The sequence below is a fragment of the Flavobacterium sp. Root420 genome (assembly GCF_001427905.1).
Lineage (GTDB): Bacteria > Bacteroidota > Bacteroidia > Flavobacteriales > Flavobacteriaceae > Flavobacterium.
In genome coordinates, this window is sequence record NZ_LMEF01000015.1 from 1 (window position 1) to 13,290 (window position 13,290).

Annotated in this window: 7 protein-coding genes; 3 read left to right on the forward strand and 4 right to left on the reverse strand. The window is 32.3% G+C overall.

From position 1 onward, the window contains the following. Positions 1-135: 135 nt before the first annotated feature. Positions 136-1,725, reverse strand: coding sequence for a peptide chain release factor 3 (locus ASC72_RS10955; RefSeq protein WP_056190737.1), 1,590 nt, complete (start codon positions 1,723-1,725; stop codon positions 136-138). Between the two features lie 155 nt (positions 1,726-1,880). Further along, the gene (locus ASC72_RS10960; protein ID WP_056190739.1) at positions 1,881-3,320 is read right to left on the reverse strand and encodes an alpha-amylase; all 1,440 of its coding nucleotides are present in this window, start codon (positions 3,318-3,320) and stop codon (positions 1,881-1,883) included. Positions 3,321-3,813: 493 nt separating this feature from the next. On the opposite strand from ASC72_RS10960, the gene ASC72_RS10965 reads away from it, so the two are divergent. Both ASC72_RS10965 and ASC72_RS10970 read left to right on the forward strand, forming a co-directional pair. Next, a complete protein-coding gene (locus ASC72_RS10965; protein ID WP_056190740.1) occupies positions 3,814-5,244 on the forward strand; it encodes a peptidylprolyl isomerase in 1,431 nt (476 codons plus the stop codon). A gap of 78 nt (positions 5,245-5,322) precedes the next feature. Further along, the gene (locus ASC72_RS10970; RefSeq protein ID WP_056190741.1) at positions 5,323-6,276 is read left to right on the forward strand and encodes a MoxR family ATPase; all 954 of its coding nucleotides are present in this window, start codon (positions 5,323-5,325) and stop codon (positions 6,274-6,276) included. 57 nt (positions 6,277-6,333) lie between these two features. Here ASC72_RS10970 and xrtN read toward each other — a convergent pair whose 3' ends face one another. Together xrtN and ASC72_RS10980 are read right to left on the reverse strand one after the other, a co-directional pair. Beyond that, entirely contained in the window at positions 6,334-7,563 is a 1,230-nt protein-coding gene (gene xrtN / locus ASC72_RS10975; RefSeq protein ID WP_082564292.1) for an exosortase N, read from the reverse strand. Continuing rightward, positions 7,564-10,059: an XrtN system VIT domain-containing protein gene (locus ASC72_RS10980; RefSeq protein ID WP_056190743.1), complete on the reverse strand. Its 2,496-nt coding sequence runs from the start codon at positions 10,057-10,059 to the stop codon at positions 7,564-7,566. Positions 10,060-10,492: 433 nt separating this feature from the next. Here ASC72_RS10980 and ASC72_RS10985 point away from each other — a divergent pair, with 433 nt between their 5' ends. Next, positions 10,493-13,264: a bifunctional aconitate hydratase 2/2-methylisocitrate dehydratase gene (locus ASC72_RS10985; RefSeq protein WP_056190744.1), complete on the forward strand. Its 2,772-nt coding sequence runs from the start codon at positions 10,493-10,495 to the stop codon at positions 13,262-13,264. Positions 13,265-13,290: the final 26 nt, after the last annotated feature.

A 13,290-nucleotide genomic window follows, 5' to 3' on the forward strand; every position in this document is an offset into this window, starting at 1 on the left:
TTGAATCTCATATATAATCAGCTGTTAATCACTGATTAAATATACAAAATTGACCAGAAAAAAACAAGCCTAAAAAAAATAGCTGCCTCAGTTTTGAGACAGCTACTTTTTTTATATGTTCTTCAAAAGAAGAATTTAATCAAATTCAGAAGTGAAAAATAATTTTACACTCGGATATTTGCTTTGTGTCATTTGGATTGTAAAATCAGAATCAGCTAGGAAAACCAATTGGCCGTACTTATCATGAGCTAAGAACTTTTGTTTGATACGTTTGAATTCTTTAAACTCGTCATTTTTGGCATCATCAGGTTTTACCCAACAAGCTTTATGAACCGGGAAATTTTCATAAGTACATTTTGCACCGTACTCATGTTCTAAACGGTACTGAATTACCTCATATTGAAGTGCTCCGACAGTTCCGATTACTTTACGATTGTTCATTTCTAATGTAAATAACTGAGCAACACCTTCATCCATCAACTGATCTACACCTTTATCCAATTGCTTGGCTTTCATTGGATCAGCATTATTGATGTATCTAAAATGTTCAGGAGAGAAACTAGGAATTCCTTTGAAACTCATTATTTCTCCTTCTGTTAAAGTATCACCAATTTTAAAATTTCCTGTATCATGTAAACCTACGATATCACCAGGATATGAAATATCTACGATTTCTTTTTTCTCAGCAAAAAAAGCATTTGGGCTGGAAAATTTTAAATTTTTCTTTTGACGAACGTGATAATAAGGTTTATTTCGTTCAAAAGTTCCGGAAACAATTTTGATAAAAGCTAGACGGTCTCTGTGTTTTGGATCCATATTAGCATGGATTTTAAATACAAAACCAGTCATTTTTTCTTCTTTCGGATCTACTAAACGTGTTTCAGAATCTTTTGGTCTTGGAGAAGGAGCGATAGTTACAAAACAATCTAACAATTCACGAACTCCAAAATTATTTAAAGCCGAACCAAAAAACACTGGTTGAATTTTGCCATCTAAATAATCCTGACGTTCAAATTTTGGATACACTTCATCAATTAATTCTAACTCTTCACGTAATTTATCTGCAGGTTTTTGACCAATTATTTTTTCTAATTCAGGATTTTGAACGTCTGAAAAAGCAATAGTTTCTTCAATATTTTTACGGCTGTCACCGCTAAAAAGATTGATGTTTTGTTCCCATAAATTATAGATTCCCTGAAAATCATAACCCATTCCGATAGGAAAACTTAAAGGCGTAACTGTTAAACCTAATTTCTGTTCTACTTCATCCATTAAGTCAAAAGCGTCTTTACCTTCACGGTCTAATTTATTGATGAAAACAATCATCGGAATGTTTCTCATTCTACAAACTGCAACTAATTTTTCAGTTTGTTCCTCAACCCCTTTTGCAACATCAATTACAACAATAACGCTGTCAACAGCCGTTAAAGTTCTAAAAGTATCTTCAGCAAAATCCTTGTGTCCCGGAGTATCAAGGATGTTGATTTTTTTGTCTTTATAATTAAAAGCAAGTACCGATGTTGAAACCGAAATACCTCTTTGGCGTTCGATTTCCATGAAATCACTTGTTGCTCCTTTTTTTATTTTATTATTTTTTACCGCACCAGCTTCCTGAATTGCACCTCCAAATAACAATAATTTTTCAGTTAAGGTTGTTTTACCAGCATCGGGATGCGATATAATTCCAAATGTTCTTCTGCGTTGTATTTCTTTTAAAAAGCTCATATTTTGTATAAATAGGTTTGCAAAAGTACTATTAATTGCGGCTTAATAAAAATATTCACTTCTATAATTTAGAAGACATTACTTTATAAACAGAAACTTTAAAGCAAAAAAAAGACTGTTTTTTTAGAACAGTCTTTTAATTGTTGTTTTTAGAATTATTGATTAATAGACCAAACCGAATATCCTTTTGGCGGACATTGAATTTTTACCCATTTATCTGCTTGTGTAGTTGGGTACCAAGTTGAATTTCCGGTAAAATCTTTAATTTGAGTATTTGCCCAATTTGTCTGAATCCATCTTTCCTGCCAAACAGTTGAGTTGTTAATGTAAACAACCAATCCGGGATTTCCATTATATCCATTTCTTCTTGCAACATATTCATCATTGTCTGAGTATAAAATAGATGTAGTTCCGGTTGCTTTGTTATTATGAATCCAAATCAAATTGTTTAGTTTAGTTTTGTCCAGCCATTCTTCGTAATCTCTATAGAAAATTGTCGGGTATCCTTCATGTGTTAAAATATAAGAATACGCCAATAATTTATTTGAAATCTCATCGGTATCATGATTCGTAACAAATGTCACGGCTTTGTATGGATTTCTTTTCCACATCATATCATCATTTAGAAGCGCAAGATTATTTCCGTCAAAAGCATCGTTCATTTTGTAATAACAGGCAAAATCAAAAACAGAACTGTTGGCACTATTAGCCCAGTTATTTAATATATCTACATTAGAATCCCATAATTCACCAACAGAAAATCCACCAACATTTGCATTCCAATCGTATACAACCCAAGGAGCAAAACCTTTCACATAATCAAATCGCCATCCGTCAAATTTCATGGTGTTTTTATAATATTTACCAACTCCATCAGTTCTTTTCCATAACCAGTCTTGTACATAAGGATCAGCATGGCATAAGTCTGGAAAACCTCCAAAAGAACCTTCGTCGTTATTACCGTAGCTATTCTTATAAAAATTCACATAAGTACGCTTGAATTTTCCAGATGCAATTCCATTAAAATTAGTCCAGGTATTGGTTCCTGTAAAAGGATTTGCTTCTGATTGTCCTCCACTATTGTGATTAATTACAATGTCCGCATACACTTTCATGTTTTCAGTATGAGCTTGTGTGATTAAATTTACTAACTCGGTTTTAGAACCAAATCTCGTTTCTATAGTTCCGTTTTGATTGTAATCTCCAAAATCAAAATAATCCGTTGGATCGTACCCCATTGAAAATGCTCCGTTTTGCGCTTTAGAAGCAGGTGGAAGCCAAATAGAACCGATTCCGGCATTAGACCATGCGGTCACTTTACCATTAACGGTATTCCACCAATTTCCTCCGGCCGGAACATCCCAATAAAAAGCTTGCATCATAACTCCACCACCCGGATTATCAACATATTTTCCTGTTGATGATGATTTAGCTCCTGTACTAAAAGGTTTTCCATCATGATGTGTCACATTAATAATTTCAAATTGTTGACTTTCAGCTCTTGAGTCAACTTCATTGGTTTCATTTGGCGAACACGAACAAAAAAATGCCGAGATCGCAGTCATTACATAAATTTTTGCATTGTGGTTTTTCATAATTAAGATTTGGTTAAAAGTGGTTTAATAAAGTTTTGTAATTATTTATTTTAAATGTTTAAAAAGAGATATTCTCAATTTTACCGTCTAAAAATTATTAATTACGCATCTAAAGTATGTGTTTTTTAATTCGATCCGTTTTTACCAGAAAATAGTTATACAACGAAAACGTTGTAGTGTTAAAAACTTTTTTTATTTAATTGAAATTTAGTTGTTTGTATTTTCAACCAAGCTATCTCTTAAAAATTTCAGAAGTGAGGTTTTCTTCTCGTTTTAGCTAATAATCGGTAGGAAATGGGTTGTATTTATGAAATCGAAATGTTATCCCTATAATTTTTTGTTAATAGTATGGCTGATAGTTGTATTATGTGATTGAATTGTTATTTTTGTTCGTTATAACTTAAAAAGAACTAGATCTTAATTATTTAGTGATTTTTACTTTAAAAACGAAGTACGAAGGCAAGATCTTTACATTCAAATTAAATTTAAAATAATGTTATTAAAAAAATTACAGCTAAAAACAATTGATTACAAACTAGTGTTGACAATGTGTTTTTTACTTTTTTTCAACTCAATTGTTTCGGCTCAGGAAATTATTCCAGATGTTGTGGCTCAAAAACCAGTTGAAGTTCCTACTGGACAGAAGCTAAAAGTTGACGGTATCATTGCTACTGTTGGAGATTATATTGTTTTAGATTCAGATATTGATAAAGGATTTTTAGAAATTACTGCCCAGGGAGGAAATGTAAAAGACATTACAAGGTGTCAGATGCTTGGTAAACTTTTAGAAGATAAACTATATGCACACCAGGCGATTCAGGATAGTATTATAGTAAGTGATGCAGAAGTAAGAAGCATGATGGAAGACCGACTGAATTATATGGTGAAACAAGTTGGTGATATCAATAAAGTAGTTGAGTATTATAAAAAAAGTTCTGTAGAGGAATTTAAAACTTATTTTGCAGATATTTTAAAAGAACAAAAATTATCTTCAGAAATGAGAGATAAAATTGTTGATGGTGTACAAATTACGCCCGAAGAAGTTCGTAATTTCTTTAAAAAAATACCTAAAGAGGAACTGCCAACTTTTGGAGCAGAGATGGAAGTAGCACAGATTGTAGTAGAGCCAAAAGTTTCAAAAGAAGATGAACAAAAAGTAATCGATAGATTAAATGCTATTAGGAAAGATGTTCTTGAGGGTTCAAGTTTTGCTACAAAAGCAGTTTTGTATTCGCAAGATCCTGGATCATCGTCTAACGGAGGTTATTACAAAATGACCAGAAGAACCCCTTTTGTAAAAGAATTTAAAGATGTGGCATTTAGTTTGCAGGAAGGCGAAATTTCAGAGCCTTTCAAAACAAATTTTGGATATCATATTATTATGATTGATAAAATTAAAGGACAGGAAGTAGAGTTACGTCATATTTTAATTTCGCCAACGGTTTCTGAGGATGCATTGAAAGAAGCAAAAGAAAGAATTACCAACATTAGAAAAAAGATAGAATCTAAAGAGGTAACTTTTGCAGATGCTGCCAGAACAGAGTCTGACGAGAAAGAAACCAGAGCAAATGGAGGAGTGTTAATAAATCCTAATACACAAGACACCCGTTTTGAGTTAACTAAGATGGATCCGACATTATACGGCCAGGTTTCAAATTTAAAAGATACTGAAATTTCTCAACCACTTTTAAGTACAGATGATAAAGGGAAAAAAACGTATAAATTAATTACTGTTACTAACAGAATTGATGAACACGTAGCTGATTATGCTAAGGATTATACCAAAATTAAAGATTTAGCATTGAAAGAAAAACAAATTAGCGCCATTGGAAAATGGTTCGATACTAAGATTAAAGATACTTACATTAAAATTATTGGAGAATATAGAGATTGTGCTTTTACGAACAATTGGTTGAAAAAATAATTTTTATTAAATAAATAAAAAGAGTTAGTTTTATGAATTCATAGAGCTAACTCTTTTTCAATTAAAAAACATACTTAAATGTCTGACGTAGCAGCAATTCATAATTTAGTTCAAAAACGAAACGAATTAAAATCAGAAATAGCAAAAATCATTGTAGGCCAGGATGCAGTTGTAGATCAAATTTTATTGTGTATATTTTCAGGAGGACACGCTCTTTTAATTGGTGTTCCGGGTTTGGCAAAAACTTTAATGATAAATACGTTGTCACAGGCTTTAGGTTTGGATTTTAAAAGAATTCAGTTTACGCCGGATTTAATGCCTTCAGATATTTTAGGAAGTGAGATTCTGGATGAAAACAGGCAATTTAAATTTATTAAAGGACCTATCTTTTCAAACATTATTTTGGCAGATGAGATCAACAGAACTCCACCAAAAACTCAGGCAGCTTTACTTGAAGCAATGCAGGAGCGTTCAGTAACTATTGCAGGACAGAATTACAAATTAGATTTACCATACTTTGTATTAGCAACTCAAAATCCAATTGAGCAGGAGGGAACTTATCCGTTACCAGAAGCCCAATTAGACCGTTTTATGTTTGCTGTAAAATTAGAGTATCCAACTTTTGAAGAAGAAGTTCAGGTTGTTAAACGTACCACATCGGATGCAAAAACAACGATTAATCCATTATTTACGGCACAGGAAATTATTGATTTTCAACATTTAATTCGCAGAATTCCTGTAGCTGATAATGTTATTGAATATGCGGTAACTTTGGTAAGCAAAACTCGTCCGGATAATAAATTATCTAATGATTTTGTGAAAAATTATTTAGACTGGGGTGCCGGACCAAGAGCTTCTCAAAATTTAATTTTGGCAGCAAAAGCACATGCAGCTTTTAATGGTAAATTTTCACCAGATATTGAAGATGTAAAAGCAGTTGCAACCGGAATTTTACGCCACAGAATTATTAAAAATTATAAAGCAGATGCTGAGGGAATAACAGAAGACATTATTATTCAGAAGTTGCTTTAGAAATAGATAAATTTTTTAAGGAAGCCTGTCAAATTTAATTTGACAGGCTTCCTTATTTTAAGCTTTACTTGTTTCATTAATTAGGCGTACAGGTTTGTTATCGAATAATTTTATTAAAAGGACTTCAATAAGTGAAGTGTACTTTTTACTATTGCATTCATACCACCAATACGAGTAATATAGGATTTGATCTTTCTCTATTTTAGCCTGCCAAATTTTTTCATTTCCTTTTTTAACTTCTTTTGATTCAATTATTTTATACCCGGCACCTGTCCAGCAAACTAATGGGTTGTGATTAGAAGTTTTAATATAAATTAGTTTGTCTGGCATCACAATTTTAAAGACTTCCTTATTTACCCAAATTCCTTTTTGATTTTCATATTCCGGATTTAGATTTTCAAGTAAATCGTAATGCTGTTCTTTTTTAATTTCAAAGCTGGTTGCAAATACTATTAAAGTACCAACTAAAGTAAAAAGTACTGGATATAGACTCCTGGTTATTTTAATTTCTTCTTTTTTCGGTTTAAAGAATCGGATCAAAAAAAGCATTGGTATAATTTGATAAAAGACAAAACAGAGTATTCCAATTGTATGATGCAGTACATTTTCTTCGGTACAATTAAATAAAACCAACGTAATGATTCTGAAATAATTTGAAATAATATTCAGGACAATTAAGACACAGCAAAAAAGAAGAATTTGTATAATAGTAAAATATTTCCGATGTTTCTTTTCTTCCAATGTCAATACAAGTGCTCCCGAAAGCAAACCGGTTTTAAACATGGACAAACCCATACAAGCAATATCAATAGTGATTTTTGCATTATTAATATAAAAATTTACACCTTCGATTTTATTTATTGGCATAAAATTTTTCAATGTCAGATAGACATAATAACAAAGAGATTGTTTTATTTCGGTTGTCAGATATTCGAAAAAAGTACTAAACAACGAAGAAAATAAAAGAATACAGATAAAAGCTATGAATGAAAATTTTTGAGTTATGTTGTAATAGATAAGACAAACAAATAAAGCCAAAGCTAAAAAATGTACTGATTTGGTATGCAGGCGGTAGCTTACAAATTCTAATATAAAAATCATTGTAAAAAGAGGGAAGTTTAGATTTAAGGTCGTTTTTCTTCCCCCAATAAAAAATAATGCTATTGAAAATATAATCCCGAACAAATTACTGTCAAGTCCTGTTATTACAATCTTATAATTAATGATTAAAAGACAGAAAATAGTAAAGAGGCCGATTGCTTTTTTATAGGACAATAAGTGATTCATTTAGACAATTTGGTTTTTGTTTTTTCGGTAATAGAAATATAATGTCGAAATCCCTATAATAATTAATAACCATTCATGAGGCTCAGGAACAGACCCGTCGTTGTTTATGGAGGCATTTCCTAATGTATTTACATTTTTCTCAATACCATTCTTTTTATAATCTTCATCGGTTTCAAGTACAATTAATGAAGAAATTGGAGTTACTATATTGGCATCTTTTGCTAATTCAACATATTGATTATTGGCTAAAGTGTCTCCTTGAATTTTTACCTGTTCTTCCATAACTTTTCCAAAGGCATACATTCTGTAAATATGATTTGGACCATTGTTTTTTGAATTACTGTCCTGTATTTTTTCCTGAATAGAAATATTTGCAGGTTCAATATTTACCAGGTTTTTATCTGTTTTAAATTGTACAAATTGATGTTGTGCGATCATCTTTAAACTGTTTTGCAAACTGGTCTGATAATAGTCGATATATTTTTGCTCCTTAATAGTTTGCCAAAATGGATTAATGTCTGCCGAGATATTAATAACCTTGATGTTTCGTTGTTTCGTTTGGGTTTTAATTTTCTTTAGATAATTTGAGTCTTCCAATTCTTCAAAATTGGCAGAAAATGTTCCGGATTTTGTAATGATCAAACTGTTTTGGGCTAATTTATATAGAGGCAGTAAAGAATAATGGAAGTCTTCAAAATCTAGCTGAATCGCTTTGAAATTCTCTTTATTAATTGCTGTTTTTTGACCATTCACAAAAACGTAAATATTTTTTTGATTCCCGTTTACAAATGACTCAATTTGTTTGGTAGTCCAATTGGTGTTTAAATCCAGAATAATTTCAGAAGGAGTAAATGGAATAATTGTTTTCTGAATGTCTTTAACTTCATACATTTTGTTTTTCCATACAAATGAATTAGAAAGTACCTTATTCAAAGACATATTTGCATACCAATCGTCCAGTCCTTTTGATTCATTTATATAAAAACCATTTTTTAGTTCAAAACCTTTGCTGGTTTCAATTTTAGTATTTCCAACTATTTGAATTCTTGAAATTGTTTTGGCATTTGAAATATTAGGACCTTTTATAGAAAGACTTTGATATTTCATTTCATTATCTTCAACTTTTAAAGGGGTTGTAAAACCACATTTAAATGTTCTTGGAGTTTTGTAATTTACCGGAAAAACTCTCACTACAACTTTGTTTCCTTCTTTCCACTGCATTAAAGAGGGATCGCGGTATTCTACACCAACAATTTGTGTGTACGCTTTTTTTGCTTTTTCTTTAGTAGTCAAAACACCCTTTCGCTCAATTCCGTTTACCCAAAGTGAAAGCGAAGTCGCAACAGAACCTTCTGGTAATTGAAATGAATAAATAGCTTCACCATTCCGCCATGAATCTTCTGCGGCAGCAATATTGATTGTGATTTCGGTATAAGCTAATCGGCTGTCAGGATAGATTTTTACATCTTCTTTAATGTTTTTGGTGAATAGATCTTCACCGCTCCATAATTGTTCTTCTGTTTCTAATCTTTTATCAAAATTCGATTTCAGGATGTTTATTTTATCATCGTTACTCAGGCCCGCATCTTTACAGAATAAATAGGCGATACTAATAAAAGGATTGTGTGTTTTTCTTTCGTTGAATTGTTGATTACTAAAAGAATTAAAATTATCAAAAGAAAAGAAATCATCAGGTCCTGTGTAAACAATATCCTTTTTTAATAGTATTTCATTAAAAAAATTGGGCTTAAGGTTTTGTGAAACAGTTATGTAATTTGGTAAATCATCATTGTCGTTAAAAGATTGGACCATTGCGGTTTTTACTATTTTATTACTTTCGAGACTTAATCCGATTGTAAAAACTATTAAGCTGATTACTACAGTTGAAAATCCGGCACTGAAAGAAATAAAATAAATTCGATTTCTTGTTAAATAACGAAGAACAGTCAGCGAATGAATAATGATAACCAAGGCAGGAACCAAACCATAAAACCCTAATCCCAATGCAATAATTCCAATAAAAGAATAAGGCATAACTGGTATAAGATATAGGGTAAAGTATAGTATTATCGTAAAGGAGAATCCGTTAATGAAAAAGTAAACATAAGTGTTAGGTCTGCCTTCTGAGTTGTTGTAAATAAAGAAGTTAGAAACGCAAAATGCAAAAGTTGCTATATATACCCAAATAGGCAAATCCTGAAAAATCGGAATTAATGTATTTAGGCAAAAACATCCAATAAACCAATTCAATATTAAAAATGAAGTAAGATGAATGTAGGTTTCTTTATTTTTTAAAATTGAAAAAGAAAGTACGGTTCCGTAAACAAATTCAAATACTAAACTAGGTATAGCAATAGATTCATAGTTGTAGAAGTGGAATTCTCTACTTATAAGAGAGCTGACTAATAAGATAGTGCTGAAAACGGTTACAATAAGACTAATTAAGACACCTGGTTTTTGAGTGTAATTTTTTAAAATTTCTATTTTGTGTTTCATAGTTATATTTATTTAAAAGTACTTTGAGTTGCAAAGTTAATAGAAAAATTGAATTACAAGTTTTTTATTTCATTTTTTTTAAAACAGTTTAAAGTGGTTTCAATTTTCAGGAATTTGAATTTGAAAAGAAGGAAAAAACACAACTATAACGTTATAATTCTTTATTTAGAAAGATTCTTAGCGAAAATAGATGTAAAATCCCACTTCAATTGTAACAACAAATTCCGACTTTGTTAAAGAAAAGATTTTAAAATATCAATAATTCATTATTTTAATGCAAAATTGAGTTATTAGCAAAAACAAGCAGTCAAAATCGTTTTTTAACAATAATAATTTTTGAAAAGGCTACTTCTATTATATTTTTTTTAATTCTCGGCTTTAATAGCTAAATTTGCGAACAAAAAAATAAAATTACCAAGAAAAGACTTTTATTATGAATATTTATCAGGATTACATCCAAGAGATTGAAGAACGAAAAGGTCAAGGGCTTAACCCGAAGCCAATTGATGGTGCTGCATTATTAAGCGAAATCATTGAACAAATTAAGGATTTGAATAACGAGTACAGAGAAGATTCTCTTAACTTCTTTATTTATAATGTTGTACCCGGTACTACTAGTGCTGCTGGTCTGAAAGCTAAATTTTTAAAAGAAATCATTCTTGGTGAATTCGCAGTAAAAGAAATAACACCTGCTTTTGCTTTTGAATTATTATCACATATGAAAGGTGGACCTTCAATTGAAGTGTTGCTGGATTTAGCACTTGGTGCTGATACTTCTATTGCAAAAGAAGCCGCAAATGTTCTTAAGACACAAGTTTACCTTTATGAGGCAGACACAGACCGTCTTAAAGAAGCATTTAAAAATGATAACGCAATTGCAAGAGAGATTCTTGAAAGTTATGCAAAGGCAGAGTTTTTTACTTCACTGCCAGAAGTTGTTGAAGAAATTAAAGTAGTTACTTATATAGCTGGTGAAGGTGATATTTCGACTGATTTATTATCTCCTGGTAATCAGGCTCACTCACGTTCTGACCGTGAACTTCATGGTAAATGTATGATTACTCCTCAGGCACAAGAGGAAATCAAAGCATTACAGGCAAAACACCCTGACGCAAGCGTTATGTTGATTGCTGAAAAAGGTACCATGGGTGTAGGATCGTCAAGAATGTCAGGAGTTAATAATGTGGCGCTTTGGACTGGTAAAAAAGCAAGTCCATATGTTCCATTCATTAATATTGCTCCAATCGTTGCCGGAACAAATGGTATTTCTCCAATTTTCCTAACAACTGTAGATGTTACAGGTGGTATTGGTTTGGATCTTAAAAACTGGGTTAAAAAGCTTGATGCTGAAGGTAATATTATTCGTAATGAAAATAATGAACCTGTTTTAGAAGAAGCATATTCAGTTGCTACCGGAACTGTACTTACGATAAACACAAAAACGAAGAAACTTTATAATGGCGACAAAGAGCTGATAGACATTTCTAAGGCATTCACGCCTCAGAAAATGGAATTCATTAAAGCTGGAGGATCATACGCAATTGTATTTGGTAAAAAACTTCAGACATTAGCGGCGAAAGTTTTAGATATCGAGGCTCCGCTTGTATTTGCTCCATCAAAAGAGATTTCTATTGAAGGACAAGGTCTTACAGCAGTAGAAAAAATCTTCAACAGAAATGCCGTTGGTATAACTCCGGGTAAAGTATTACACGCGGGTTCAGATGTTCGTGTAGAGGTAAATATTGTAGGTTCACAAGATACGACTGGTCTTATGACTGCTCAGGAATTGGAGTCTATGGCTGCTACTGTAATTTCACCAATTGTTGATGGTGCATACCAATCGGGTTGTCATACAGCTTCGGTATGGGATAAAAAAGCTCAGGCTAATATTCCAAAATTGATGAAATTTATGAACGATTTCGGTTTAATTACAGCTCGTGATCCGAAAGGTGTTTATCACGCAATGACCGATGTTATTCATAAGGTTCTAAACGATATTACAATAGACGAATGGGCTATTATTATTGGTGGTGACTCTCACACAAGAATGTCTAAAGGTGTTGCTTTTGGTGCTGACTCAGGAACTGTTGCTCTTGCACTTGCTACAGGTGAAGCTTCAATGCCGATTCCAGAATCAGTGAAGGTGACATTTATAGGCGAAATGAGAGATTATATGGACTTCCGTGATGTGGTTCATGCTACACAATCTCAAATGCTTAAGAAGTTTGGTGGTGAGAACGTATTTCAAGGTCGAATTATTGAGGTTCATCTTGGAACTCTTACAGCTGACCAGGCATTTACTTTTACAGACTGGACTGCAGAAATGAAAGCAAAAGCTTCTATTTGTATCTCTGAGGACGATACTTTGATTGAGTCGTTAGAGATTGCAAAAGACAGAATCCAGATTATGATTGACAAAGGAATGGACAATCATAAACAAGTTCTTCAGGGATTGATTAATAAAGCAGATAAGAGAATTTCGGAGATTAAATCGGCTGAGAAACCGGCTTTGACTCCAGACTCAAATGCTAAATATTACGCTGAAGTTGTGGTTGATCTTGATCAGATTATTGAACCAATGATTGCTGATCCAGATGTAAATAATGTTGATGTTTCAAAAAGATATACACACGATACCATCAGACCTCTATCTTTTTATGGAGGAGTGAAAAAAGTAGATCTTGGATTTATTGGATCATGTATGGTTCATAAAGGAGATATGAAAATCCTTGCTCAAATGCTTAAAAATATAGAAAATCTGCATGGTAAGGTTGAGTTTAAAGCGCCGCTTGTAGTGGCACCGCCAACTTATAACATTGTGGATGAACTTAAAGCTGAAGGAGACTGGGAAGTTTTACAGAAATACTCAGGTTTCGAATTTGATGATAATGCTCCTAAAGGGGCTGCACGTACTGAATATGAGAATATGTTGTATTTAGAGCGTCCAGGATGTAACCTTTGTATGGGTAATCAGGAAAAAGCTGCAAAAGGAGATACTGTAATGGCAACTTCTACTCGTCTTTTCCAGGGAAGAGTGGTAGAAGATACTGAGGGTAAAAAAGGAGAATCATTACTTTCTTCTACGCCTGTTGTGGTTTTGTCTACAATACTTGGTAGAACTCCTACATTGGATGAATATACAGCTGCAGTTGATGGTATCAATTTGACCAGATTTGCACCTTCTCATAAATTATTGGTTATGTAATCATAAGATTAGTTAATTATATGCAA

Bases quoted from the DNA above. Each gene is read 5' to 3' on its own strand.
- ASC72_RS10955 (WP_056190737.1), bottom strand. From the start codon at position 1,725: ATGAGCTTTTTAAAAGAAATACAACGCAGAAGAACATTTGGAATTATA.
- ASC72_RS10960 (WP_056190739.1), bottom strand. From the start codon at position 3,320: ATGAAAAACCACAATGCAAAAATTTATGTAATGACTGCGATCTCGGCA.
- ASC72_RS10965 (WP_056190740.1), top strand. From the start codon at position 3,814: ATGTTATTAAAAAAATTACAGCTAAAAACAATTGATTACAAACTAGTG.
- ASC72_RS10970 (WP_056190741.1), top strand. From the start codon at position 5,323: ATGTCTGACGTAGCAGCAATTCATAATTTAGTTCAAAAACGAAACGAA.
- xrtN (WP_082564292.1), bottom strand. From the start codon at position 7,563: ATGAATCACTTATTGTCCTATAAAAAAGCAATCGGCCTCTTTACTATT.
- ASC72_RS10980 (WP_056190743.1), bottom strand. From the start codon at position 10,059: ATGAAACACAAAATAGAAATTTTAAAAAATTACACTCAAAAACCAGGT.
- ASC72_RS10985 (WP_056190744.1), top strand. From the start codon at position 10,493: ATGAATATTTATCAGGATTACATCCAAGAGATTGAAGAACGAAAAGGT.